The organism is Hydrogenophaga sp. H7, from assembly GCF_002025745.1.
Lineage (GTDB): Bacteria > Pseudomonadota > Gammaproteobacteria > Burkholderiales > Burkholderiaceae_C > Hydrogenophaga > Hydrogenophaga pseudoflava.
In genome coordinates this window covers 154944-179215 of record NZ_MCIC01000014.1, presented here as the reverse complement: position 1 = coordinate 179215, position 24272 = coordinate 154944, and the positions used below count along the sequence as shown (strand labels likewise).

The 24272-nt window shown below is 65.4% G+C and carries 22 protein-coding genes and 1 tRNA gene; 6 read left to right on the top strand and 17 right to left on the bottom strand.

What is annotated here, in order from left to right; genetic code table 11:
• The first annotated feature begins 6 nt into the window (after nt 1-6).
• The gene (locus BC358_RS09920; protein WP_066151378.1) at nt 7-669 is read left to right on the top strand and encodes a glutaredoxin family protein; all 663 of its coding nucleotides are present in this window, start codon (nt 7-9) and stop codon (nt 667-669) included.
• Between the two features lie 37 nt (nt 670-706).
• Here BC358_RS09920 and rpiA read toward each other — a convergent pair whose 3' ends face one another.
• Nucleotides 707-1378, bottom strand: coding sequence for a ribose-5-phosphate isomerase RpiA (gene rpiA / locus BC358_RS09915; RefSeq protein WP_066151381.1), 672 nt, complete (start codon nt 1376-1378; stop codon nt 707-709).
• 40 nt (nt 1379-1418) lie between these two features.
• On the opposite strand from rpiA, the gene BC358_RS09910 reads away from it, so the two are divergent.
• Nucleotides 1419-2498 carry a quinone-dependent dihydroorotate dehydrogenase gene (locus BC358_RS09910; RefSeq protein ID WP_079365689.1) on the top strand — a complete coding sequence of 360 codons (1080 nt, stop codon included), beginning with the start codon at nt 1419-1421 and terminating at the stop codon, nt 2496-2498.
• Here BC358_RS09910 and BC358_RS09905 read toward each other — a convergent pair whose 3' ends face one another.
• The 13 genes from BC358_RS09905 to uvrB form a co-directional block, all read right to left on the bottom strand.
• Nucleotides 2499-3611: an NAD(P)/FAD-dependent oxidoreductase gene (locus BC358_RS09905; protein WP_079365688.1), complete on the bottom strand. Its 1113-nt coding sequence runs from the start codon at nt 3609-3611 to the stop codon at nt 2499-2501. It abuts the gene before it with no gap.
• A 60-nt stretch (nt 3612-3671) separates the two neighbouring features.
• A tRNA-Val gene (locus BC358_RS09900) sits at nt 3672-3746 on the bottom strand.
• 91 nt (nt 3747-3837) lie between these two features.
• Nucleotides 3838-4554: a DNA polymerase III subunit epsilon gene (dnaQ, locus tag BC358_RS09895; RefSeq protein ID WP_174545228.1), complete on the bottom strand. Its 717-nt coding sequence runs from the start codon at nt 4552-4554 to the stop codon at nt 3838-3840.
• Complete coding sequence (fdx, locus tag BC358_RS09890) at nt 4554-4892, bottom strand: ISC system 2Fe-2S type ferredoxin (RefSeq protein WP_066151390.1); 339 nt, start codon at nt 4890-4892, stop codon at nt 4554-4556. The genes dnaQ and fdx overlap by 1 nt, the downstream gene beginning before the upstream one ends.
• Nucleotides 4893-4896: 4 nt before the next feature.
• Nucleotides 4897-6768, bottom strand: a complete 1872-nt coding sequence (gene hscA, locus BC358_RS09885; protein WP_079365687.1) for a Fe-S protein assembly chaperone HscA — start codon at nt 6766-6768, stop codon at nt 4897-4899.
• 41 nt (nt 6769-6809) lie between these two features.
• Nucleotides 6810-7328 carry a Fe-S protein assembly co-chaperone HscB gene (gene hscB / locus BC358_RS09880; protein ID WP_079365686.1) on the bottom strand — a complete coding sequence of 173 codons (519 nt, stop codon included), beginning with the start codon at nt 7326-7328 and terminating at the stop codon, nt 6810-6812.
• An 8-nt stretch (nt 7329-7336) separates the two neighbouring features.
• Nucleotides 7337-7660, bottom strand: a complete 324-nt coding sequence (gene iscA, locus BC358_RS09875; RefSeq protein WP_066151399.1) for an iron-sulfur cluster assembly protein IscA — start codon at nt 7658-7660, stop codon at nt 7337-7339.
• Between the two features lie 8 nt (nt 7661-7668).
• Nucleotides 7669-8055 carry a Fe-S cluster assembly scaffold IscU gene (gene iscU / locus BC358_RS09870; RefSeq protein ID WP_066151401.1) on the bottom strand — a complete coding sequence of 129 codons (387 nt, stop codon included), beginning with the start codon at nt 8053-8055 and terminating at the stop codon, nt 7669-7671.
• A gap of 12 nt (nt 8056-8067) precedes the next feature.
• Nucleotides 8068-9285 carry an IscS subfamily cysteine desulfurase gene (locus tag BC358_RS09865; protein WP_066151403.1) on the bottom strand — a complete coding sequence of 406 codons (1218 nt, stop codon included), beginning with the start codon at nt 9283-9285 and terminating at the stop codon, nt 8068-8070.
• Between the two features lie 105 nt (nt 9286-9390).
• Nucleotides 9391-9927, bottom strand: coding sequence for a Fe-S cluster assembly transcriptional regulator IscR (iscR, locus tag BC358_RS09860; protein ID WP_066151405.1), 537 nt, complete (start codon nt 9925-9927; stop codon nt 9391-9393).
• A gap of 173 nt (nt 9928-10100) precedes the next feature.
• Nucleotides 10101-12011: an ATP-binding protein gene (locus BC358_RS09855; RefSeq protein ID WP_079365685.1), complete on the bottom strand. Its 1911-nt coding sequence runs from the start codon at nt 12009-12011 to the stop codon at nt 10101-10103.
• A complete protein-coding gene (locus tag BC358_RS09850) occupies nt 12008-12703 on the bottom strand; it encodes a response regulator transcription factor (RefSeq protein WP_179130047.1) in 696 nt (231 codons plus the stop codon). Before BC358_RS09850 ends, BC358_RS09855 begins: the two co-directional genes overlap by 4 nt.
• 90 nt (nt 12704-12793) lie before the next feature.
• The gene (uvrB, locus tag BC358_RS09845; protein WP_079365683.1) at nt 12794-14881 is read right to left on the bottom strand and encodes an excinuclease ABC subunit UvrB; all 2088 of its coding nucleotides are present in this window, start codon (nt 14879-14881) and stop codon (nt 12794-12796) included.
• A 105-nt stretch (nt 14882-14986) separates the two neighbouring features.
• On the opposite strand from uvrB, the gene BC358_RS09840 reads away from it, so the two are divergent.
• From BC358_RS09840 to rsxB, 3 genes are all read left to right on the top strand, one after another.
• Nucleotides 14987-16183, top strand: a complete 1197-nt coding sequence (locus tag BC358_RS09840) for an amino acid aminotransferase (protein WP_079365682.1) — start codon at nt 14987-14989, stop codon at nt 16181-16183.
• Nucleotides 16184-16401: 218 nt separating this feature from the next.
• Nucleotides 16402-17832 (top strand): polyhydroxyalkanoate depolymerase, encoded by a 1431-nt coding sequence (locus tag BC358_RS09835; RefSeq protein WP_079365681.1) that lies wholly within the window; start codon nt 16402-16404, stop codon nt 17830-17832.
• Between the two features lie 52 nt (nt 17833-17884).
• Entirely contained in the window at nt 17885-18541 is a 657-nt protein-coding gene (rsxB, locus tag BC358_RS09830) for an electron transport complex subunit RsxB (protein WP_079365680.1), read from the top strand.
• A 1-nt stretch (nt 18542) separates the two neighbouring features.
• Here the strand turns inward: rsxB and BC358_RS22435 are convergent, their stop codons facing one another.
• On the bottom strand, nt 18543-20816 hold the full coding sequence (locus BC358_RS22435; protein WP_306292792.1) for a methyl-accepting chemotaxis protein: 2274 nt from the start codon (nt 20814-20816) through the stop codon (nt 18543-18545).
• Nucleotides 20817-21198: 382 nt separating this feature from the next.
• Here BC358_RS22435 and BC358_RS09820 point away from each other — a divergent pair, with 382 nt between their 5' ends.
• Entirely contained in the window at nt 21199-21570 is a 372-nt protein-coding gene (locus tag BC358_RS09820) for a cupin domain-containing protein (protein WP_079365679.1), read from the top strand.
• Nucleotides 21571-21634: 64 nt separating this feature from the next.
• On the opposite strand, the gene BC358_RS09815 is transcribed toward BC358_RS09820, so the two are convergent.
• Nucleotides 21635-22210, bottom strand: a complete 576-nt coding sequence (locus tag BC358_RS09815) for a VOC family protein (protein ID WP_256861461.1) — start codon at nt 22208-22210, stop codon at nt 21635-21637.
• The gene (gene accC, locus BC358_RS09810; protein ID WP_079365678.1) at nt 22207-24258 is read right to left on the bottom strand and encodes an acetyl-CoA carboxylase biotin carboxylase subunit; all 2052 of its coding nucleotides are present in this window, start codon (nt 24256-24258) and stop codon (nt 22207-22209) included. Before accC ends, BC358_RS09815 begins: the two co-directional genes overlap by 4 nt.
• Between the last annotated feature and the right edge of the window lie 14 nt (nt 24259-24272).

Sequence of the window (24272 nt, the reverse complement as noted above, 5' to 3'; positions counted from 1 at the left end):
AACGACATGCGCTCCTTCTGCCGCCACTCGATCTTCTCTGTATCGAAGCTCGCTCCCGCAGTCGCACTCGCAGGCATGCTGGTCGCTCCGCTTGCTTCTGCCCAAGGCGTCTACCGGATCGTGGGGCCTGATGGCAAAGTCACCTATTCCGACCAGCCACCACCGGCTGCGACCAACGCCCGCCCAGTCGACGGGGCCAGCTCAGCGGGATCGGCCGCACCCACGCTGCCGGTTGAGGTTCGTCAGGCAGCGAGCCGCTATCCCGTGACCCTCTACACCGGCGCCGACTGCTCGCCCTGCGACAGTGGCCGCAACTTCCTGAGCACGCGGGGCATTCCCTTTGCTGAAAAAACCGTCAACAGCAGCGACGACGTGGCCGCCTTCAAGCGACTGAGCGGCGCCACCAGCCTGCCGCTGCTGACCGTCGGAGGACAACAGCTCAAGGGCTATTCGGCCACCGAGTGGGGCCAGTACCTGGATGCGGCCGGCTACCCGAAAAAGTCGGTGCTGCCCCCCAGCTACCGTCGCGAAGCAGCCACCCCGCTGGTCGAGGCCAAACCGGCTGCGGCGCCCGCCACCAGAACGCCCGCCGGTCAACCCGCTGCCGATACACCCGCGGAAGTCCCGGTGACGCCGCCGGCCAGCAATCCCAGCGGCATCCGCTTCTGAGAAACCGGGGGCAGTCGCCCTCTGGCCCCGCTGCTGGTCAGAACGTCAGCGTGCGCACCCCGCCCGGGGTACCGAGCAGGCACACGCTGGCTTTCTGGTGGGCAAAAACCCCCACGGTCACGACGCCAGGCCACTGGTTGACCTCGCTCTCGAAAGCCAGCGGATCGCTGATCTTCAAACCGGTGACATCCAGGATGTGCTGACCGTTGTCGGTCACCAGGGGCTGGCCATCCTTGATGCGCAGCCTGGCGGAACCGCCCAGCCCGTCAAACTGGCGAGCCAGACGGGCAGCCGCCATCGGAATCACCTCGACCGGCAGCGGGAAAGCCCCCAGCACCGGCACCATCTTGGACTCGTCGGCGATGCAGACGAAGCGCCTGGACATCGCGGCCACGATCTTCTCGCGCGTCAGTGCGGCACCGCCGCCCTTGACCATGTAGCCTTTTGCGTCGATCTCGTCGGCACCATCGATGTAGACCGAAAGCCCCTCGACTGCGGACGCCTCCAGCACAGGAATGCCCAGCGCCTTGAGGCGGGCGGTTGAAGCTTCCGAACTGGATACCGCTCCGGGAATGCTGCCTTTGATGGCAGCCAGCGCATCAATGAACTTGTTGACCGTTGAGCCGGTGCCGACACCGACCACTTCACCCGGGGTCACGTACTGAAGGGCGGCCTGGCCGACCAGGGCTTTGAGTTCGTCTTGGGTCATTTGAGAGAATCAGGGTTTACGCGAATTTGTTGATTATCCGATGTCACTTCTGCCCTACGCGCTCACCCGCCCGCTTCTCTTCGGTCTGGACCCTGAAACTGCGCACGAGTTGACGCTCGACAACATCGCGCGCTTCCAGCACTCGCCCCTGAGCTGCCTCTGGAGCGAGTCGCGCATTGACGACCCGGTGATGGTGGCCGGCCTGAGGTTCCCGAACCGTGTGGGTCTGGCCGCCGGGCTGGACAAGAACGCACGCTGCATCGACGGGCTGTCGGCCATGGGCTTCGGCTTTGTGGAGGTCGGCACCGTCACCCCCAAGGGCCAGCCGGGCAACCCCAGGCCGCGCTTGTTCCGCATCCCCGAACGCAACGCGCTGATCAACCGGCTGGGCTTCAACAACGAAGGACTGATTGCCTTTGTGACCAATGTGCAGAAAGCGCGGTTTCGCAGCAAGGGCGGCCCATCGCCCATGCTGCTGGGCCTGAACATTGGCAAGAACGCCGCCACCCCCATCGAGCAGGCCACCAGCGACTACCTGACCTGCCTCGATGGCGTGTACCCGCACGCCGATTACGTGACGGTCAACATCTCCAGCCCCAACACCAAGAACCTGCGCAGCCTGCAAAGCGACGAAGCCCTGGATGCCTTGCTGGGCGCGGTCATGGAACGGCGCGAGCTGCTCGCACAGCGCTACGGCAAACAGGCACCGGTTTTCCTGAAGATTGCGCCCGATCTGGACGAAACGCAGATCGGGGTGATCGCAGCCACCCTTCTGCGCTATGGCAGCGACACCGCAGGTCAGCCCAACCAGCGGCTGGGCGTGATCGCGACCAACACCACGCTCAGCCGCGATGCGGTGGCGGGATTGGCCCATGCCGAAGAGGCTGGCGGGCTCTCGGGAGCGCCGGTGCTGGCGGCCAGCAACAGGGTCATCCGGTTGCTGCGCGGTTCGCTGGGCAAGGGGTTTCCCATCATCGGTGTGGGCGGCGTGCTCAGCGGCGACGATGCCGTCAGCAAGGTGCGGGCGGGCGCGGATCTGGTGCAGATCTACACCGGTCTGATCTACAAGGGGTCTGCCCTGGTGCGCGAGGCCGCGCAAGCCCTCAAGGAAGCCCGCTGATCAGCGCAACAGGCTGACCACCCGCTCGGCAATCGCCAGGCAGCTGGTCAGGCCCGGCGACTCGATACCGAACAGGTTGACCAGGCCGGGCAGGCCATGCACAGCCGACCCGTCGATGCGGAAATCGGCCGCCGGCTCGTCGGGTCCGCTGATCTTGGGGCGCATGCCCGCGTAGCCCGGCTGGAGGACACCGTCCGGCAGTTCGGGCCAGTATTTGCGCACCTCGGCATAAAAGGCATCGCCTCGCGCCGGGTCCACCACCAGATCCTCAGGATCGTCGGTCCACTGAACGTCGGGACCGAACTTCGCCTGCCCGCCCAGGTCGATGGTGAGGTGGACGCCCAGCCCGGCCAGGTGTTGCGCCGGCTCGGGCGCCGGGTAGATCAATCGCTCGAACGGTGAACGCCCGGCCGCGAGCGTGAAGTAGTTGCCTTTGGCGTACCTCGCGCGAGGCACATGCACGCGGTCCAGCCCGGTCGTCCGCGACGCCACGGCACAGGCGTCGAGACCAGCGGCATTCACCACCGTTGTCGCCTGAAGTTCTGTGCCATCGGCGGTCCGGACCACGAACTGCCCACCGGTCGCAGCGACTTCGTCAACGACGCTGTGACAGACCACCATACCACCCGCATTTTCCAGATCGCCTTGCAGCGCGAGCATCAACCCGTGGCTGTCGACAATGCCCGTAGAGGGCGACAGCAAGGCCGCCGCACAGTGCAGGCGACTCTCCAGCGCGCGGGCTTCGTCGGCGCCGAGCAACACAAGATCGTCCACACCGTTGGCGCGCGCCCTGGCCATGATGTCCGGCAAACCGGCGACCTGAGAAGGCGTATGGGCAACGATCAGCTTGCCGCAACGGCGATGGGCAATGCCTCGCTCCAAGCAGTATGCGTACAGCTGCGCACGTCCCCGCACGCACAGTTGCGCCTTGAGCGAGCCTGTCGGGTAGTAGATCCCGGCATGGATGACTTCGCTGTTGCGAGAGCTTGTGCCCATGCCGATACCCGCTTCACGCTCGAGCACCAGCACCTCGCGCCCGGACAGCGCCAGCGCCCGGGCCACCGCCAGCCCAACCACGCCAGCGCCGATCACCAACACATCCACCTGGTCCATGGCCCGTCTCCATCGGCTGCCAAAAAGAAAAAGCCCCGAGCGTTCGCTCGGGGCTTTGACTGGTGGGCGGTGCAGGGTTCGAACCTGCGACCCCTGCCGTGTGAAGGCAGTGCTCTACCACTGAGCTAACCGCCCGAAAATCTTGCCTGACTTGTCATCAGATCCGATTGTTCGGAAGCCTCGCATTATAGCCTGATATTTTCCCTTTTCCGACGACCGCCCAAAATCAGACAGCGGGAGCGAGTTGGCGCCACAGGGTTTTGCCTTTGCAGGCCTTGTCGATATCCGCGAGCACGGCGTCATGGGCAGCCGCTTCCTGCTCGTTGGCGGTCAGCACCGGCAGCTCCAAGCGGCTCAGGTCGACCTGCACCAGCTCTTCCCCAAGGCTCACCTCGGTCGGAATGCCCTCTTCAACAATCAGGGCATCCTGGCCCCGAGTCATGTTGATGTAGACATCGGCCAGCAGTTCGGCATCGAGCAAGGCCCCGTGCAGCGTGCGGCTGGAGTTGTCCACGCCCAGGCGGTCGCACAACGCATCCAGGCCATTGCGCTTGCCCGGAAACATCTCCTTGGCCATCACCAGGGTGTCGATCACCCCGTCGATGTAGGCCTTGATCGGCTTGCGGCCCAGCCGCTCCAGCTCCTTGTTGAGGAAGGAGATGTCGAACGGCGCGTTGTGGATGATCAGCTCGGCGCCAGAGAGGTAGTCCAGGATCTCGTCGGCCAGTTGCGCGAACTTGGGCTTGTCACGCAAAAACTCGTTACTGATGCCGTGCACCTTGAGCGCGTCCTCGTGGCTGTCGCGCTCGGGGTTGATGTAGTGGTGCAGGTTGTTGCCGGTGAGTTTGCGATTGAGCAGCTCGACACAGCCGATCTCGATGATGCGATCACCGTTCTCCGCCGACAGGCCGGTGGTTTCGGTGTCGAGAACGATCTGTCTCATCAGTGGTTCTCTTTGGCGTGGTTGATCGAGTACTTCGGAATCTCGATCGTCACATCCTGCTGCGCCAGGATGGCCTGGCAGGACAGGCGGGAGTTGGGCTCCAAACCCCAGGCGCGGTCGAGCAGATCTTCTTCGGCTTCATCGAGCTCGCCCAGGCTGTTGAAGCCTTCGCGCACCACCACGTGACAGGTGGTGCAGGCGCAGCTCATGTCGCAGGCGTGCTCGATCTTGATGTCGTTGTCCAGCAGCGCTTCGCAGATCGACGTGCCGGGGGGCGCGCTGACGCTGGCGCCCTGCGGGCAGTACTCGGGGTGCGGGAGGATCTTGATCGTGGGCATGGGTTCAGACTTCTTCGACTTTGCGGCCGGCCAGCGCATGCTGGATGCCTCGGTTCATGCGCTGGGCCGCAAAGGCTTCGGTGCCCTTGGCCAGCGCCTGCGTGGCGGCTTCGATGTCGGCGGCGCTGCCGTCGGCCGAAACTGCCGCCAGCGTATTGATCAGGGTGTCGATGGCATCGCGTTCAGCCACGTCCAGCAGGTCGCCATCAGCGGCGAGCGCGCTGCGGGTGGCGGCGATCATGCGGTCGGCATCCACGCGCGCCTCAACCAGCGCCCGCGCAGCCATGTCCTGCTGGGCGGTGTTGAAGCTGTCCTGCAGCATGGCAGCGATCTGTTCGTCCGACAGACCGTAGGCCGGCTTGACGTCGATCTTCGCCTCGACACCACTGCCCTGCTCTTTCGCACTGACCGACAGCAGGCCATCGGCATCGACGGTGAAGGTCACGCGGATGCGCGCCGCACCGGCCGCCATGGGCGGGATGCCGCGCAGCGTGAAGCGCGCCAGGCTTCGGCAGTCGGCCACCAGATCGCGCTCGCCCTGCACCACGTGCAGCGCTAGCGCGGTCTGACCATCCTGGTAGGTGGTGAAGTCCTGGGCACGGGCGGTGGGAATGGTGCTGTTGCGCGGCACGATGCGTTCGACCAGCCCACCCATGGTCTCGATGCCCAGCGACAGCGGGATCACATCCAGCAGCAGCAGGTCACCGTCCTGGCTGTTGCCGGCCAGCGCGTTGGCCTGGATGGCGGCACCCAGCGCCACCACCTCGTCCGGGTTGAGGTTGGTCAGCGGCTCGCGGCCGAAGAACTCGCCCACAGCGCGGCGGATCACCGGCATGCGGGTCGAGCCGCCGACCATGACCACGCCCTGCACCTCGTCCCGGGTCACGCCCGCGTCGCGAAGCACCTTGCGCACAGCGGTCATGGTGCGGGCCGTCAGCTCTGCGGTGCAGGCTTCGAAATCTTCTTGCCGCACGGCCTGTTCGACAGCGATCCCTTCAATCTCGGCGCGGAAGAGCACTTCGGCATGCGCCGAGAGCTGCTCCTTCACGCGCCGAGCCTCGCGATGCAATGCGGCGCGTTCGGCCGCATCCGCCACGGGGCCGAGGCCGGCCTGCTGCAGCACCCAGGAGGCCAGCGCCTGGTCATAGTCGTCACCACCGAGAGCCGAATCACCACCGGTGGCCATGACCTCGAACACGCCGCGTGTCAGTCGCAAGATGGAGATGTCGAAGGTGCCGCCACCCAGGTCGTAGATGGCGTAGACGCCTTCGCTGCTGTTGTCCAGTCCGTAAGCAATGGCGGCAGCGGTCGGTTCGTTGATCAGCCGCAGCACATTGATGCCGGCGAGCTGGGCCGCGTCCTTGGTGGCCTGGCGTTGGGCGTCGTCGAAGTACGCCGGCACGGTGATCACCGCGCCGAACAGTTCGTCGTCGAAGCTGTCCTCGGCGCGGAACCGCAGCGTGGCGAGGATCTCCGCGCTCACCTCCATCGGGGTCTTGCGCCCGGCCACGGTCTCGACCACGGCCATGCCGTTGTCGTCGACCACGGCGTAGGACAGCTTGTCCACGTCGACCACCTGATCGCGGCGACGGCCCATCAGTCGCTTGACCGAACTGACCGTGTTGGCCGGATCACCAATTTGCGCGGCCAGCGCATCAAACCCGATCTGACGCCCTGCACCTCCGGTTTGAGGGTCGAGGTAGCGCACCACGCTGGGCAGGATGACTCGGCCATCCAGCGCGGGCAGGCATTCGGCCACGCCATGCCGGACCGCTGCGACCAGCGAGTGTGTGGTGCCCAGGTCAATGCCCACCGCCACACGTCGCTGGTGCGGGTCGAGGGACTGACCGGGCTCGGAGATCTGCAGGAGTGCCATGGACGGAAGAGAAAAAACGGGAATGAAACCAGCGCAACCCGCTATTGTCCCAGCTGTTCGAGACGGCTCTCGACGTCGCGCGCAAAACGCTCAATGAACATGAGGGCTCTGACCTGCCCGGCCAGTGCGGGCCAGTCGTGCTGCACGTCGGCGGTCTGCTGCAGTTGCGCCAGCATGCGCTTTCGTGCAGAGGCCACCTCATCGGCGAGATCCTCGACCACAGCGGCAGAAGCCGCCTCTTCCAGCGCTTCACGCCATTCCATCTGCTGCATGAGAAAGGCAGGAGGCATGGCGGTGTTGTTCTCCGCCTGGACGGGAGCCCCGTGCAGTTCGCATAGGTAGCTCGCGCGCTGCAGCGGGTCCTTCAGGCGCTGGTAAGCCTCGTTGATGCGCACGGACCACTGCATCGCCTGCCGCTGGGTCTGGGCGTCGGCCGCAGCGTGCCGGTCGGGGTGCACCTCGCGCTGCAAGGCCTTCCAGCGTTCGTCCAGAACGGCGCGGTCCAGCGAGTAGGCCGGTGGAAGCTCAAAAAGTTCGAAGTCGTTGGATTGCAGGTTCATTTCCGGGATTAGACCCGGAAACTTTCCCCGCAGCCGCAGCGGTCGCGCTCGTTCGGGTTGTGGAACTTGAAGCCTTCGTTCAGGCCCTCGCGCACGAAGTCCAGCTGCGTGCCATCGATGTAAGGCATGCTCTTGGGGTCCACCAGCACCTTGACGCCGTTTTCCTCGAACACCACGTCCTCGGGCGCGATCTCGTCGGCGTACTCCAGCTTGTAGGCCAAGCCAGAACAGCCGGTGGTCTTGACACCCAGGCGCACGCCCACGCCCTTGCCGCGTTTGGCCAGGTAGCGCGTGACGTGGCGGGCCGCGGCTTCAGAAATCGTGACGGACATGGCAGGACTCAGTTCGCGTGCTTCTTGCGGTAGTCGTCCACAGCGGCCTTGATGGCGTCTTCGGCCAGGATGGAGCAGTGGATCTTGACCGGCGGCAGGGCCAGTTCTTCGGCGATTTCGCTGTTCTTCAGCGCAGCCGCCTCGTCCAGCGTCTTGCCCTTGACCCACTCCGTCACCAGAGAACTCGACGCGATGGCCGAACCGCAGCCGTAGGTCTTGAAGCGGGCATCTTCGATCACGCCCGTCTGCGGGTTCACCTTGATCTGCAGCTTCATCACGTCGCCGCAGGCAGGTGCGCCCACCATGCCGGTACCGACGGATTCATCACCCTTGTCGAAAGAGCCGACGTTGCGGGGGTTTTCGTAGTGGTCAACGACTTTTTCAGAATAGGCCATGGTTGTTCTCCTTCAGTGCGCTGCCCACTGGATGGTGGACAGATCGACGCCATCCTTGAACATTTCCCAAAGGGGGGAGAGTTCACGGAGCTTGGCGACGTTTTCCTTGATGGTGGCGATCGCGTAGTCGATCTCTTCTTCGGTGGTCCAGCGGCCAATGGTCATGCGCAGGCTGCTGTGGGCCAGCTCGTCGCTGCGGCCCAGGGCCCGCAGCACGTAGCTGGGCTCCAGGCTGGCCGAGGTGCAGGCCGAACCCGACGACACCGCCAGACCCTTGATACCCATGATCAGCGATTCGCCCTCGACGTAGTTGAAGCTCATGTTCAGGTTGTGGGGCACGCGCTGCGTCTCGTGGCCATTGATGAACACCTCCTCGATGTCCTTCAGGCCGGCGACCATGCGGTCGTGCAGCGCGCGGATGCGCACGTTCTCGGCGTGCATCTCTTCTTTGGCAATGCGGTAGGCCTCGCCCATGCCCACGCACTGGTGGGTGGGCAAGGTGCCCGAGCGCATGCCGCGCTCGTGGCCACCACCGTGCATCTGCGCCTCGATGCGGATGCGCGGCTTGCGCCGCACGTACAGCGCGCCAATGCCCTTGGGACCGTAGGTCTTGTGGCTGGTCAGGCTCATCAGGTCCACCGGCAGAGTCTGCAGGTCAATGTCCACCCGGCCGGTGGCCTGCGCCGCGTCCACGTGAAAGATCACGCCCTTCTCGCGGCAGATGGTGCCGATGGCGGCGATGTCCTGGATCACTCCGATTTCGTTGTTCACGAACATGACCGAGGCCAGGATGGTGTCCGGGCGGATTGCGGCCTTGAAGGCCTCCAGGTCCAGCAGGCCATCGGCCTGGACATCCATGTAGGTCACCTCGAAGCCTTGGCGCTCCAGCTCGCGGCAGGTGTCCAGCACGGCCTTGTGCTCGGTTTTGACCGTGATCAGGTGCTTGCCCTTGGTCTTGTAGAAGTGCGCGGCGCCTTTGAGGGCGAGGTTGTTGGACTCGGTGGCGCCCGAAGTCCAGACGATCTCGCGCGGATCGGCGTTGATCAGCGCCGCCACCTGCTCGCGGGCGGTTTCGACAGCCTTTTCGGCTTCCCAGCCCCAGGCGTGGCTGCGTGAGGCCGGGTTGCCGAAGTGCTCGCGCAACCAGGGAATCATCGCGTCCACCACCCGAGGGTCGCAGGGGTTGGTGGCGCTGTAGTCCATGTAGATCGGGAAATGCGGCGTGCTCATGGCGGCAGATTTTCAGTAATTTGGAATCGTGGGACCAGAAGGATGCCCGCCCCGAATGGGTGGGCATGCCAAAGGCGAGGCCGGTGCAAGCACCAGCCGTGCTCGTCATTTGGAGAGTGCGGCGCCTCCGAGCGCGAACACCGAGTTCGGCGCGTTGACGCGAATCGGCTTGACCACCGGGGCGCTGGAAATCGCGCGCTTGATCATGGGGGCATTCTCGACCACCACGCCCTTGGCGATCTGTTCGTCCACAAGCGACTGCAGCGAGACCGAATCGAGGAAGTCGACCATTCTGGCGTTCAGCTGAGCCCACAGCTCGTGCGTCATGCAGCGGTTGCCCTCACCCAGGCAGTTTTCCTTGCCACCGCACTGGGTGGCGTCGATGGGTTCGTCCACCGACACGATGATGTCGGCGACCGTGATCTCTGCTGCCTTCCGGCCCAGCGTGTAGCCGCCGCCAGGGCCGCGGGTGGACTCCACCAGCTCGTGGCGGCGCAGTTTGCCAAACAACTGCTCGAGGTAGGACAGCGAAATCTGCTGGCGCTGGCTGATGGCGGCCAGCGTGACGGGGCCATTGTTCTGGCGCAGGGCCAGGTCGATCATGGCGGTGACCGCGAAGCGGCCTTTGGTCGTGAGGCGCATGGGGTGCTCCTGAATCGTGAGGTTTGGCTGCCGTTGTAGAACCGGGCGGACGTCTTGAGACACCCACTCGACCGCTTCTCCACCCACCCCAGCCACCGTGGTGGCTGCAACGTCAACTTGGTATCCGACTGTTTTTATCGAGTATACACCAATAGCCAAGTGTTTCTCTCGGGTTACCCGCTGCCCGCCGGGTCGTGCCGCTGCAGAGGGAAGAGGAAGCGCACGCACGTCCCGGGCGCGGCCTCCTCAAACGACACCAGCACACCGAGTTCGGCCGCTCGCAGCCGGATGTTGCCCATCCCGCGCCCGCCCCCGCCAGACAAACCGCCGTCAAGCCTGCCCAGTCCAACGCCATCGTCGGACACACACAGCTCGACCTGCCCGCCCAGGTCCCGTGTGCTCACCGTGACCCGCCCGGCCTGCGCGTGCTTGAGCACGTTCGCAAAAACCTCCTGCAGACAACGGAACACATGCAACACGCCCCGGGCCTCCAGCCCTGGAATCGGTGGCACCTCCTGCACCTGCCAGACCAACTCCACCCCGGCCGCCAGCATCGCCGGCGCAATGCGCTGGCGCAAGGTGCCCAGGATGGTGGGTAGGTCGCCGTCCATGGGTTCGAGGGAATCCAGGGTCATGCGCAGATCTTCCAGCGCATGGTGGAGCATGGCCGCCATCGCCGCGGTGTCGACCTGGGGTCCGCCGCCACGGACCACGTTGAGCGCCTGCACCAGTTGGCTGCCCAGGCCATCGTGCATGTCGCGCGTGAGGCGGCGGCGCTCGGCCTCCAGCACGCGCTGGCTCTCCACGTGGCGCAAACGCTCGAACAGCCGCTGCAACTCGACCTCTCTCTCCCCCACCTTGCGCGAGAGTTCGGTGTTGAGCAGCCGAACCTGCTCCATGGCCGCCGACACCCTGCGCACCATCACCCAGCCCAGGGCGTACATCAGCATCAGCGACCCCACCGTCATCCAGCGGATGTCGGCATCGCCAGGAAAACCCATGTTCACAACGGCAAAGTCGCGCACGCCAGTGGCCATGGTGGCAGCACCAAACACGATGGTGAGCCGCTGGTTGGCATCGAGCCCCCAGCGCGCCCGGTGGAACAGCTTCACGAGTGCCACCGCCGAGGTCAGTGTGATCACAGCCATCCAGATCCAGTACATGGCGTAGCTGTCGACGTACACCGTGACCGCCAGCCAGAACGGGCCGAGCCACAACAGTCCATTGACAAAGCTGCGGATCAGCCCCTGCCGGTAGTCGAACAGGTCCCACATGAAGAGATACAAAAACCCGCAGTAGGCCGTGAACGAGAGCTTCTGCAGGTAGTACCAGACCTCGAAGGACATCGGCGGCGTTTCCAGCGGCGACAGCCCCAGCCGCACCGCCCATGCGAAGGTGGCCGCCGCCAGCAGGCCAAACAGCCGTTCGCGGGTGTTCAGCCACAGGAGCAGCGCCATCAGGCCGAGCATCAGCGACACGGCGGCCACCATCCAGGTCACGTACACCTGCCACCACATCAGGTCAGCATGGCGCTGGACCAGCGCATCGGCCCGGCCGATCTGCACCTGCGACAGCCCGCTCTTGCGCAGCGGCTGACCTCGCACCTCGATCTCGATTCGGTTGTCGGCTTGCTCGGCCGCCAGCCAGGCGCGCGGCAGATGCACGATCTGGGGCACGAGGGAGGTGTCCACAAAGCCCTCATACGACCAGAAGCGGTCGGCGACTTCCTGCCCGTTGAGCCAGACCCGGTACCGGGCCCCGACCCGCGGCAGCAGCATGGCCAACGGAGCCTGGTCGCCTCCGCTGTAGGACAAGCCGGCAGGCCACGGCAACCGGTACCGCGCTTCGCCTTCCCAGCGGGGCAACTGGTCATCCCAGACATGGGGCAGCGCCACCTCCGACACCTGCAACACGCCGGCCTGCCGGTGCTCCACCAGGGCCTGCCGGACCACCAGGGCGCCCTCCACCGGGGTGGTGCGCGACACCCAGGCCAGACCGGCAATGCCCACCGCCAGCAGCATGCCCGCCCACCAGTAGGCCGGCGTCGCCAGCAGCCGCCGGGTCAGCGCCCCCGCCCAGCTCACAGCAGACCTCGTTCCTGCGCGGCGCGGACCACCTGGACCCGGCTGTGAACCGCCAGCTTGCGGTAGAGGTTCTTGATGTGCGAGCCCACCGTGGCGGGCGATATGAACAGCCGCTGGGCGATTTCCTTGTTGACGTAGCCCTGTGCGACCAGCCGGAGCACCTCGGTCTCCCGGTCCGAGAGCAGGACTTCCTGCAACTCCTGGGCCGCGGTCGGCACCTCTTGCACCCAGCGGAACTGACGCAGCAGCATGCGCGCCAGCAAGGGCGAGATCGGCGCCCCGCCGGCCCGGATCTGTTCGATGGCGGTGACCAGTTCCTCTGGCGTGCAGCCTTTGAGCACATAACCGGTCGCCCCGGCCTGCAGCGCGGCCACGAGGCGGGACTCATCGCCAAACACGGTGAACACCAAGAGCTCGGCGTCCGGATGTTCGACGGCGAGCCAGTGCAGCAGGTCCTCACCCCGGCCATCGGGCAGACCAAGGTCGACCAGAAACACGTTGGCACTCGCGTGCAGTGCGTGTTCCAGCGCGTGGTGCCGGCTCACCGAAACGCCGGCCAGCTGCCACTGCGGCCTGGACAGAAGGGCCTGCCGGACGAACTGCAGGATGGCGGGATCGTCTTCGATCAGGTAGATGCGCGTCTGATCGTCCGTCTGTGCGGACTGCTGCGACCTTCGCGATGCGGTGTTCATGCGTGAACGAAAGGTGTTGTTGTGAGCGCCCCCCGGCATCTGCATGCCGCCCCCTTCGCGGCGCCCCGGCCGGTATTGTGCGGCAGCCGCTCAGGCCACCTTGTCCTGGCCGCCGGCGCCGAACAGACGCTCCTTGAGCCGGGTCAACTGGTCTCGCACAGACGCCGCCTTCTCGAACTCCAGGTTGCGCGCGTGCTCCAGCATCTGCTTTTCCAGCCGCTTGATTTCCCGCGCAGCGTCCTTTTCGTCCAGTGCCTCCAGGTCGGCCTTCTGCGCGCTGGCCGCCGCCAGGCGGTCCGCCTCCCGTCCCGCCTTCTCGCTGTAGACGCCGTCGATCAGGTCCTTGATGCGTTTGACCACACCCTTGGGCGTGATGCCGTTCGCCTCGTTGAACGCGATCTGCTTGGCCCGGCGCCGCTCGGTCTCGTCCATCGCCCGCCTCATCGAGTCGGTGATGCGGTCGGCATACAGAATGGCCTTGCCATTGAGGTTGCGCGCCGCGCGGCCGATGGTCTGGATCAGCGAGCGCTCGGCGCGCAGGAAGCCTTCCTTGTCGGCGTCCAGAATGGCCACCAGCGACACCTCGGGAATGTCCAGCCCCTCGCGCAGCAGGTTGATGCCGACCAGCACATCGAAGGCGCCCAGGCGCAGGTCGCGGATGATCTCGACCCGCTCCACCGTGTCCACGTCGCTGTGCAGGTAGCGCACCTTGACCCCGTTCTCGGTCAGGTAGTCGGTCAGCTGCTCGGCCATGCGCTTGGTCAGCGTGGTGATGAGCACCCGCTCGCCCTGCTCCACCCGGATGCGGATCTCCTGCAGCACATCGTCCACCTGGTGGGTGGCCGGCCGCACCTCGACCACGGGGTCGACCAGGCCTGTGGGACGCACCACCTGCTCCACCACCTTGCCGGCGTGCGTCTTCTCGTAGTCGGCCGGCGTGGCCGAGACGAAGATGCACTGGCGCATGCGCTGCTCGAACTCCTCGAACTTCAGCGGCCGGTTGTCCAACGCGCTGGGCAGCCGGAACCCGTATTCCACCAGCGTGGTCTTGCGCTGGCGGTCGCCGTTGTACATGGCGTTGAGCTGGCCGATCATCTGGTGGCTCTCGTCCAGGAACATGATGGCGTCGCGCGGCAGGTAGTCGGTCAGCGTGGCTGGCGGGTCGCCCGGCGCACTGCCGGCCAGGTGGCGCGAATAGTTCTCGATGCCCTTGCAGTGGCCGACCTCGCTGAGCATCTCGATGTCGAAGCGCGTGCGCTGCTCCAGCCGCTGGGCTTCGACCAGTTTGCCCATGCCCACCAGCTGCGCCAGCCGCTCGCGCAGCTCTTCCTTGATGGTCTCGACGGCGCTGAGCACCTGCTCGCGCGGCGTCACGTAGTGGCTGCTGGGGTAGACGGTGAAGCGCGGGATCTTCTGCCGCACCTTGCCCGTGAGCGGGTCGAACAGCTGGAGACTCTCGACCTCGTCGTCGAACAGCTCGATGCGGATCGCCATCTCCGAGTGTTCGGCCGGGAACACGTCGATGGTGTCGCCGCGCACGCGAAACTTGCCGCGCGAGAAGTCCTGCTCGTTGCGGCTGTACTGCATGCGCACCAGCTGTGCGATCAGGTCGCGCTGGCCGGCCTTGTCGCCCACGCGCAGCGTCATCACCATCTGGTGGTAGCTCTCGGGCTTGCCGATGCCATAGATGGCCGAGACGGTGGCCACGATCACCACGTCGCGCCGCTCCAGGATGCTCTTGGTGCAACTCAGCCGCATCTGCTCGATGTGCTCGTTGATCGCACTGTCCTTCTCGATGAACAGATCGCGCTGCGGCACATAGGCCTCGGGCTGGTAGTAGTCGTAATAGCTGACGAAGTACTCGACCGCGTTCTTGGGGAAGAACTCGCGGAATTCGGAGTACAGCTGCGCAGCCAGCGTCTTGTTGGGCGCGAACACGATGGCCGGGCGCCCGATGCGGGCGATCACGTTGGCCATGGTGAAGGTCTTGCCCGAGCCGGTCACGCCCAGCAGGGTCTGGAACACCTCGCCGTCCTCGATGCCTTCGACCAGTCCGGCGATCGCTGTGGGCTGGTCGCCGGCCGGCGGGTAAGGCTGGAACAGCTCGAACGGGGAATCGGGGAAGCGGACGAAGGTGCCGTCCTGCTTTTCCGTGATGACTTCAGAGAGATCCGGCATGGGCGCAGTCAACGAGTGGTGGGGAGCGGCCGTTAAAATTGGCCGAACCCGGCACACTACACCACGCCCGGACTCTTCGCTACTGACAACCTTTCAAGGATTTTCATGTCCCTGTTTTCCGCCGTCGAAATGGCCCCCCGCGACCCCATCCTGGGTCTGAACGAACAATTCGCTGCCGACACCAACCCCAGCAAGGTCAACCTGGGCGTGGGCGTGTACTTCGACGACAACGGCAAGCTGCCGCTGCTGCAGTGCGTGCAGGCCGCGGAGAAGGCGATGATGGACAAACCCGCCGCCCGCGGCTACCTGCCCATCGACGGCATCGTTGCCTACGACAACGCCGTCAAGGCCCTGGTGTTCGGCGCCGAATCCGACGTCGTGAAGTCCGGCCGAGTTTCCACCGTGCAGGCCATCGGCGGCACCGGAGGCCTGAAGATCGGCGCCGACTTCCTGAAAAAGGTCAGCCCGGACGCCAAGGTGCTGATTTCCGACCCGAGCTGGGAAAACCACCGCGCCATCTTCCAGAACGCCGGTTTCGAGGTGGGCAGCTACCGCTACTACGACGCCGCCACCCGCTCGGTGAACTTCGATGGCATGCTGGCCGACCTGAACGCCGCCGCCCCCGGCACCATCGTCGTGCTGCATGCCTGCTGCCACAACCCCACCGGCTACGACATCACCGCAGCCCAATGGGACCAGGTGATCGCCGCCGTCAAGGCCCGTAATCTGACCGCCTTCCTGGACATGGCCTACCAGGGCTTCGGCCACGGCATCGCCGAAGACGGCGCCGTGATCGGCAAGTTCGTGGCCGCCGGCCTGAACATCTTCGTCTCCACCAGTTTCTCCAAGAGCTTCAGCCTGTACGGCGAGCGCGTCGGGGCCCTGTCGGTGGTGGCATCGGACAAGGACGAGGCCGCGCGCGTGCTGAGCCAGCTCAAGATCGTCATCCGCACCAACTACTCCAACCCGCCTACCCACGGTGGCGCGGTGGTGGCCGCGGTGCTGAACAACCCCGAGCTGCGCGCCCTGTGGGAAAAGGAACTGGGTGAAATGCGCGTGCGCATCAAGGAAATGCGCCAGAAACTGGTGGATGGACTGAAGGCCGCGGGCGTGAAGCAGGACATGAGCTTCATCACCACCCAGATCGGCATGTTCAGCTACTCCGGCCTGTCCAAGGACCAGATGGTGCGCCTGCGCAACGAGTTCGGGGTGTATGGCACGGACACCGGCCGCATGTGCGTGGCCGCCCTGAACAGCAAGAACATCGACTACGTCTGTCAGGCCATTGCCAAGGTCGTTTGATTTTTCTCATGCCCGTCTGCCAAAAGCCGCTCACCGAGCGGCTTTTTTTGTGTCCATTCGCGCTGTTTGCCCGATCTGGCCGGTCAAAACCACGTTTTCCCGACGGCTGATTCCTTTCGCCAAGGTGACACTACGGGGCTGCGAATTAGGTGTTTTTCCCCTCTGGACAGGGGTGCCCTGCTGTTATATTGCACTGCAACATAACCTTTTCAACAGCCATGCTCTACCAGATCTACGAAACCCAGCGCTCGATCATGGAACCCTTCGCCGACCTGGCCGAAGTCACCGCGAAGCTGTTCAGCAACCCGATGTCCCCCCTCGGCCAGTTGCCGATGGCACAACGGATCTCTGCGGGCTACGACCTGCTGCACCGGCTTGGAAAGGATTACGAAAAACCCACTTTCGGCATTCCCACGGTGAACGTGGACGGTGTCGAGGTTGCCATCTACGAGCGCGTGGAAATCGACAAGCCGTTTTGTGAGCTGCGCCGCTTCAAGCGTTTCTCCGACGACACCGCCACCCTGGCCAAGCTCAAGTCCCAACCGGTCGTGCTGATCGTGGCGCCGCTCTCGGGCCACTACGCCACGCTGCTGCGCGACACGGTCAAGACCATGCTCAAGGACCACAAGGTCTACATCACCGACTGGAAGAACGCCCGCCTGGTGCCGCTGTCGGAAGGTGAGTTCCACCTGGACGACTACATCAACTACGTGCAGGAATTCATCCGCTACCTGCAGAAGAACTACGGCAACTGCCACGTGATGAGCGTGTGCCAGCCGACCGTGCCGGTGCTGGCCGCCGTGTCGCTGATGGCCTCGCGCGGCGAGACTACGCCGCTGTCAATGACCATGATGGGCGGACCGATCGACGCCACCAAGTCGCCCACCGCGGTGAACAACCTGGCCACTCAGCGCAGCCACAGCTGGTTCGAGAACAACGTCATCTACCGGGTGCCCGACAAGTTTCCGGGCGCCGGTCGTCGCGTGTATCCGGGTTTCCTGCAGCACACCGGTTTTGTGGCCATGAACCCCGACCGCCACGCCAGCAGCCACTACGACTACTTCCGCGACCTGATCAAGGGCGACAACGAAAGTGCCGAAGCACACCGCAAGTTCTACGACGAGTACAACGCCGTGCTCGACATGGACGCAGACTACTACCTGGAAACCATCAACACGGTGTTCCAGGAGTTCAAGCTGGTCAACGGCACCTGGGATGTGAAGGGCGCGAATGGCAAGACCGAACGCGTGAAACCTCAGGACATCAAGACCTCCGGCCTGCTGACTGTCGAGGGCGAGCTCGACGACATCTCCGGCTCGGGCCAGACCGCCGCCGCCCACGAGCTGTGCACCGGCATCCCCAAGACCCACCAGATGCACTACGAAGCCAAGGGCGCGGGCCACTACGGCATCTTCAGCGGCCGCCGCTGGCGCGAAATGGTCTACCCGGTGGTCAAGAGCTTCATCCAGGCCCACCAGCCGGCCAAGGCCACCGATGCGGCCACCACCAGCCCGGCGCCGGTCGCCAGCCCAGCAAAACCGGCCCCTGCCAAAACCGCGCGGGCGAAAAAGGCCGTTCCCGCCCCGGTTGGCGCGGCGCCCGCCGCCAAGCGTCCTGTGGCCAAGAAGGCCGCGCGCAAGACCTCCTGACAGCGCCCCGGGGCCCCGGGTGCCCCGGGTGCCCCGGGTACACTCGCGCCCCATGAACGAACTGGCCCGGCGCATCGATGCCGCACTGCCCCAGACGCAGTGCACCCGCTGCGGCTACCCCGACTGCGCGAGCTACGCGCAGGCCGTCGCTGCGGGCGAGGCCGGCATCAACCAGTGCCCCCCGGGTGGGCGCGAGGGCATCGGGCGGCTGGCGGCGATCACCGGACAGACGGCCAGCGACCTCAACCCCGCCAACGGCATCGAAGGACCGCTGACTCTGGCGGTGATCGACGAAGATTGGTGCATCGGCTGCACCCTGTGCATCAAGGCCTGCCCGACCGACGCCATCGTCGGCAGCAACAAGCGCATGCACACCGTCATCGAGCCCTACTGCACGGGCTGTGAACTCTGCATCCCGGTCTGTCCGGTCGACTGCATCTCGCTGGAGGTGGTCAGTGGTGAGCGCACCGGATGGGGCGCCTGGACTCCCGCCCAGGCAGAGCAGGCCCGCGAGCGCTACACCCGGCGCTCGATCCGGCTGGTGCGGGAGAAGCAGGAGCACGAGGCGCGCCTGGAGGCCAAGGCCCGCATGAAGCTGGCCGACCTGTCGGCGCACTCGCAGCACACCGATCCGGTCGTGCTCGACAAGAAGCGGGCCGTGATCGAGGCCGCGCTGGCCCGCGCCCGCGAGCGCCGCGGGCAGGGCTGACTCAGGCCGACACCGTCAGCGACTTGTAGACACCACAACCGACGTACAGATCGTCGACCTTGGTGACGTAGGACATCTTGGTCTGCACCACGCCGGTCTGCGGGTTGGTGATGTCGTACTCCACCCAGCCCGGTTCCAGTTCGGCCTGGGCCACGATGGCTTCGAACAGCGAAGCGCCGTCCACACCGGGAATGTCCTGCACGCGGCCGCCAACCTTCTCAGGGTGACCGCCAAACGCGCGATAGGCCCCGCTGCTGTCGAGCGCGAAGACGTACATGTCGCGGTCGTGGAAGTTCTGCGCCGGATCGGTGATCTGGTTCAGGAAGCCATCGCGACTGCTGCGGGCACGCAGTTCAAGTGCCCGCTGGACCAGCGCCATCGCCTCCTCGGCCGCACCCTGCTGGAGCTGGAAGGACGACACCGCCTGGGCCAGCGTGGCAGCCCGACCTTCCAGCTGGGTGGCCTGCTGGACCGCGCGCTCGACCATGCGGGCGTTGCGCTGCGTGATTTCATCGAGCTGCCCCACCGCGGACGAGATCTCGCTGAGGCCACCGCTCTGCTCGGCGCTGGCGGCCGAGATCAACGACATGTTGGCGGCCACGCCGCGCACGCCGTTGACGATCTCGGTCATGCCCGTGCCGGCGGCCCGGATCTGGGCCACGCTGGTGGAGACCTGCTGCCCGGAAGCCTGGATCAGTTCCCGGATCTCCCGCGACGACGCCGCCGAGCGCTGAGCCAGGCTGCGCACCTCGGCCGCCACCACGGCGAAACCACGGCCCTGTTCGCCGGCGCGTGCAGCTTCGACGGCGGCATTCAGCGCCAGGATGTTGGTCTGGAACGCCAGGCTGTCGATCACGCCGATGATCTCGTTCATTTGCTGGGCACTTTTCTGGATGCCCTCGACCGATTCGACCGCACGCACCATGGCCTGTGCGCCGCTCTCGGCGATGTCGCGGACCCGGGAGGCCTGCGCATCCGAGTCGCCCGCAGTCTGGGCATTGCGCTGCACCGTGCTGGAGAGCTCCTGCACGCTGGCGGCGGTCTGTTCCAGGTTGGCCGCCTGCTGCTCGGTGCGGTCGGCCAGTTCGCGGTTGCCGGTGGCCAGGCTCTTGCCGGCATAGGCGACCAGCGCGGAGTTGCTGCGCACCTCGGCCACCATGGCCGACAGGTTGCCGATCATGTCCTGCAGCTGGGACGCCAGATCGGCCAGTTCGTCGGTGCCACGCACCGTCACGCGGGTGCGCAGGTTGCCCTTGGCAGTCTCGGCCATCACATGGCTGACATGCCGGAAGTCGATCACAAAGCTGAAATAGAACGACGTGAGCAGGTAGCCCATGGCCGCCATGCCCAGAACGGCGGCGCCGATCGCCACCCACCGCTGGAGTTCCGCGGCCGCTTTGCGCTCTTCCAGCAGTTGCGTCAGTCGCGCAAGCACGGCGCCCTGGTAGGCCTGCGCCGCGTTGATGGCCGTGGTGCCTGCGGCGAAAAACTCCGTGGGCGCCACGCTGCCGGTGCCATTGGCGGCACCCAGCGCAAGCGCCACGAACGATTCCGAGGCCTTGATGGCCTCTTCGGCTGGCAGGCCGGTCTGTCCGTAGCGCTGGGCGAACGCGGTGGCGAAGCGGAAGTCGTCAGTTTCACCTGCCAACAGCTGCAGCTGGGAGCGAAGGCCCGCAGCGGCGTCGCCCATGCCTTCAGGCCGGCTGAGCAACCCGGCGCCCTCTCCCCTGAGACGGGCCATGCGCTCGGTCCATGGCACGGTGCGGGAGACCACGATGTCCATGAGGAAGTAGCTCGCAGGATCGGGATCGAACAGCAGGTGCGAGCGTTCGCCGGTGGTGTACATGAGCCGCTTGATGTCGGCGATCAGGGCGGTGTGGGTGTCGAACGCCTGCTCGCGCGATAGCTTTTCGGTGTCTGCCAGCCGCTGCACGCGGGCTTCCAGGTCGCGCCAGACCTGTGTGAGGCCCATTTCTTCGCGCGCCGCAGTCAGCGCCGCGCCTGCGGTGGTCAGTGTGGTGGGCAGGGACTCTCGGGTCTTGTCGAGGGAGGAACGCGCGGCCGCTTCGCCTGCCAGCAGCATGTTCGTCTGCCCCCGGTGGGTCTGCAGGACTGTCACCAGACGGCCCAGGGCAGAGATGCCCTGAACGCCCTGCGCCTCACCTTCCAGGAGGTGGATTTCGTCCGAGATGCGCTGCACCAGCGATACGCAGACCACCAGCATCGGAACAACGATCGCCATCGCGAGAATCCCCAGCTTGACGGGGAGTCTCATTTTGCGCATCAGCCATACGCCGGGCATGAACGGTTGGACTCGTGACATGGCTCATCAGCTCCTTCTCTCTGATCAGACTTCTATCGGCAGTTCGCTGGTCTTGTTGAATTGGGATAGACCCGCAAGCGACGTCTGTCAGTGAAACTGGGGCAGTCCGAGGGCCTTGGTGCGCCGCAGTCGTCGCCTTGCGACATCCGGGAAACCCCGTGAGGGGTGGCATGGTTCTGGTTGGGGTGTTCGTGGGTGCCCATGGCGGACTCCTCGGAATGCGGACGGTGAGGTGAGCCCCAGCGTAGGACAAGTGCCTGCCGCGCAATGCGCTGAAGAGCGCCTGTCTTCCATGCCTGTTCCAACCGCAGCCAGGCGACGGCACAATCCGCGCATGACCGCGACCGCCCATCTCCTCAAACTGACCGCGCGCCCCGAGGGCACCCCGTCCGTCGACCACCCGCGCCCGGAGCGGCTGTTGCGCGGCAACCCCATGCGGGAAACCTGGAACCTGGTCGACGAGGGGCTGCCGGCCGGGCAGGTGTTTTGCGGCGTCTGGCGCTGCGAGCCGGGGCACTGGCGCATCGCCATGGGGCCGACCGAGCGCGAACTGTTCACCGTGCTTGAGGGCCGCTGCCGGGTGCACGATGCGACGGGCGGCTTCGAGGAGGCCGGACCGGGAGAAGGCATCTACATCCCGCCGGGCTTCGAAGGGGCGTTCGAGGTGCTGGAGCCCCTGACCAAGACCTACATGATCTGCGAGTGAGCGCCAGATAAAAAAACCCCGCCAGGCGTGCACCCGGCGGGGCTGTCTCCTCGGCTTCTCGGTTTCAACCGGGTCGTGCGGCCAGGGCGGCAAAGGCGTTGACCACCTCGGCCGGGGCCTGCACCAGTTCAATCAGCACACCTTCCCCCGCAATCGGGAATTCTTCGTTCGCCTTGGGGTGCAGGAAGGTGATGTCAAAACCCGCCGCGCCCTTGCGGATGCCGCCCGGCGCAAAGCGCACGCCCTGGGCCGTGAGCCACTCCACCGCCACCGGCAGGTTGTCGATCCACAGGCCGATGTGGTTGAGCGGCGTGGCATGGACCGCCGGCTTCTTCTCGGGGTCCATGGGCTGCATCAGGTCAACCTCGACCTTGAACGGGCCGCTGCCGATGGCGCAGATGTCCTCGTCCACGTTCTCGCGCTCGCTCTGGAAGGTGCCGGTCTTCTCCAGCCCGAGCATGTCCACCCACAGCGTCTGCAGCCGCAGCTTGTCCGGGCCGCCGATGGCGATCTGCTGGACGCCCAGCACCTTGAAAGGACGGGGGGTGCCGCGGAGATCCGGCGCCGGGCCGCCCCCAGCCGGATCAGCCCCCTCGGGGGGCAGCGACCCGCGCAGCGGTGGAGCGTGGGGGCCGCTCATTTTTCGAACTCCACGATCGGTTGATCGACCACCAGCGACTCGCCCTTGGACGCCAGCACTTTGGACACCACACCATCGGCCGCGGCGAACAGCACGTTCTCCATCTTCATCGCCTCGATGACGGCCACGCGCTCGCCGGCCTGCACCTTCTGGCCAACCTGCACAGCCACGTCGACCAGCAGGCCCGGCATGGGCGAAAGCACGTATTTGCTCATGTCCGGCGGCGCCTTGAAGGGCATGAGCTGGTGCAGCTCGGCCATGCGGGGCGACACCACCATGGTCTCCAGCTTGGTGCCGTTGTGCTGCACCACCAGAGCCAGCGGGTTCTTGGCCGAGCCGCGCTCCATCTGGGCCGTGAAGGGCTGCCCGTTGCACTCGCCGCTGATGACGATGTCGTTCAGGCGCGAGGGCGAGCTGATCTTGAATCGCTTCTCGCCCACGGTGACAGACGCATAGCCCGTTTCACCGACGAATTCGTCGACGTGCACCGGTGTGTAGCCGTGCTGACCATCGGCCGCGAGGCTGATCACCACATAGTCCTTGCCCACCTTGACGCCATAGCCCGGCAGCTGGCCAGAGATGCCGGTGGCGCGCTCGCGACTCTTGCGACGCACGAAGGCCGCCAGGGCCACCAGGAAATCCGGGTCGTCGTGCGGCACGTCCTCAGCCCGGAAGCCGCCTGCGTAGTGCTGCGCGATGAATCCGGTGTTGAAGTTGCCCGAGACGAAGTCGGGGTGGGCCAGCAGCGCTGCCTGGAACGGGATGTTGCTATTGATGCCACGAATGACGAAACCGTTGAGCGCCTCGCGCATCTTGGCAATGGCGTCGTTTCGGTCCTTGCCGTGCACGATGAGCTTGGCAATCATCGAGTCGTAGTACATCGGGATTTCACCGCCCTCGAACACCCCGGTGTCCACGCGCACGCCGTGCTTGTGGGCGGTGTCCGCCTGCCACATGGTCTCGGTCGGGGGCGTGAAACGCACCAGGCGGCCGGTGGACGGCAGGAAGTTGCGGAACGGATCCTCGGCGTTGATCCGGCACTCGATGGCCCAGCCGTCGCGTTTGACGTCGGCCTGGGTCAGGGGCAGCTTCTCACCGGCGGCCACGCGGATCATGAGTTCCACCAGATCCAGGCCGGTGATGCACTCGGTCACCGGGTGCTCGACCTGCAGACGGGTGTTCATTTCCAGGAAGTAGAAGTCCTGGTTCTTGCCGACCACGAACTCCACCGTGCCGGCGCTCTGGTATTTCACCGCCTTGGCCAGGGCCACGGCCTGCTCGCCCATGGCCTTGCGGGTGACTTCGCTGATGAAGGGCGATGGCGCTTCCTCGATCACCTTCTGGTGGCGGCGCTGGATCGAGCACTCGCGCTCGTTCAGGTAGATCACGTTGCCGTGGCTGTCGCCGACGATCTGGATCTCGATGTGGCGCGGCTGCTCGACGAACTTCTCGATGAAAATGCGGTCGTCGCCGAAGCTGTTGCGGGCTTCGTTCTGGCACGCGGTGAAGCCTTCGAGCGCTTCCTTGTCGTTGAAGGCCACGCGCAGGCCCTTGCCGCCGCCACCGGCCGAGGCCTTGATCATGACCGGATAACCGATGCCCTTGGCGATCTCGACCGCCTTGGCGGCCGACTCGATGGCGTCGTTGTAGCCGGGGATGGTGTTGACCTTGGCTTCGTTGGCCAGCTTCTTGGAGGCGATCTTGTCGCCCATGGCCGCGATGCTGTAGTGCTTGGGGCCGATGAAGGCGATGCCCTCGTCCTCGCAGCGCTTGGCGAAATCCTCGTTCTCGGACAGGAAGCCATAGCCAGGGTGAATGGCCTCGGCGCCGGTCTGCTTGGCCGCTGCGATGATCTTGTCGGCCACCAGGTAGGACTCGCGCGAGGCCGCCGGACCCAGCAGCACGGCCTCGTCGGCCAGGCGTACGTGACGCGCTTCCTTGTCGGCTTCGGAGTACACGGCCACGGTGGCGATGCCCATCTTTCGGGCGGTGGCGATGACGCGGCAGGCGATCTCACCGCGGTTGGCAATCAGGATTTTCTTGAACATGTTCTTTTCTCCTC

Bases quoted from the DNA above. Each gene is read 5' to 3' on its own strand.
- BC358_RS09920 (WP_066151378.1), top strand. From the start codon at position 7: ATGCGCTCCTTCTGCCGCCACTCGATCTTCTCTGTATCGAAGCTCGCT.
- rpiA (WP_066151381.1), bottom strand. From the start codon at position 1,378: ATGACCCAAGACGAACTCAAAGCCCTGGTCGGCCAGGCCGCCCTTCAG.
- BC358_RS09910 (WP_079365689.1), top strand. From the start codon at position 1,419: ATGTCACTTCTGCCCTACGCGCTCACCCGCCCGCTTCTCTTCGGTCTG.
- BC358_RS09905 (WP_079365688.1), bottom strand. From the start codon at position 3,611: ATGGACCAGGTGGATGTGTTGGTGATCGGCGCTGGCGTGGTTGGGCTG.
- dnaQ (WP_174545228.1), bottom strand. From the start codon at position 4,554: ATGAGACAGATCGTTCTCGACACCGAAACCACCGGCCTGTCGGCGGAG.
- fdx (WP_066151390.1), bottom strand. From the start codon at position 4,892: ATGCCCACGATCAAGATCCTCCCGCACCCCGAGTACTGCCCGCAGGGC.
- hscA (WP_079365687.1), bottom strand. From the start codon at position 6,768: ATGGCACTCCTGCAGATCTCCGAGCCCGGTCAGTCCCTCGACCCGCAC.
- hscB (WP_079365686.1), bottom strand. From the start codon at position 7,328: ATGAACCTGCAATCCAACGACTTCGAACTTTTTGAGCTTCCACCGGCC.
- iscA (WP_066151399.1), bottom strand. From the start codon at position 7,660: ATGTCCGTCACGATTTCTGAAGCCGCGGCCCGCCACGTCACGCGCTAC.
- iscU (WP_066151401.1), bottom strand. From the start codon at position 8,055: ATGGCCTATTCTGAAAAAGTCGTTGACCACTACGAAAACCCCCGCAAC.
- BC358_RS09865 (WP_066151403.1), bottom strand. From the start codon at position 9,285: ATGAGCACGCCGCATTTCCCGATCTACATGGACTACAGCGCCACCAAC.
- iscR (WP_066151405.1), bottom strand. From the start codon at position 9,927: ATGCGCCTCACGACCAAAGGCCGCTTCGCGGTCACCGCCATGATCGAC.
- BC358_RS09850 (WP_179130047.1), bottom strand. From the start codon at position 12,703: ATGAACACCGCATCGCGAAGGTCGCAGCAGTCCGCACAGACGGACGAT.
- uvrB (WP_079365683.1), bottom strand. From the start codon at position 14,881: ATGCCGGATCTCTCTGAAGTCATCACGGAAAAGCAGGACGGCACCTTC.
- BC358_RS09840 (WP_079365682.1), top strand. From the start codon at position 14,987: ATGTCCCTGTTTTCCGCCGTCGAAATGGCCCCCCGCGACCCCATCCTG.
- BC358_RS09835 (WP_079365681.1), top strand. From the start codon at position 16,402: ATGCTCTACCAGATCTACGAAACCCAGCGCTCGATCATGGAACCCTTC.
- rsxB (WP_079365680.1), top strand. From the start codon at position 17,885: ATGAACGAACTGGCCCGGCGCATCGATGCCGCACTGCCCCAGACGCAG.
- BC358_RS22435 (WP_306292792.1), bottom strand. From the start codon at position 20,816: ATGAGACTCCCCGTCAAGCTGGGGATTCTCGCGATGGCGATCGTTGTT.
- BC358_RS09820 (WP_079365679.1), top strand. From the start codon at position 21,199: ATGACCGCGACCGCCCATCTCCTCAAACTGACCGCGCGCCCCGAGGGC.
- BC358_RS09815 (WP_256861461.1), bottom strand. From the start codon at position 22,210: ATGAGCGGCCCCCACGCTCCACCGCTGCGCGGGTCGCTGCCCCCCGAG.
- accC (WP_079365678.1), bottom strand. From the start codon at position 24,258: ATGTTCAAGAAAATCCTGATTGCCAACCGCGGTGAGATCGCCTGCCGC.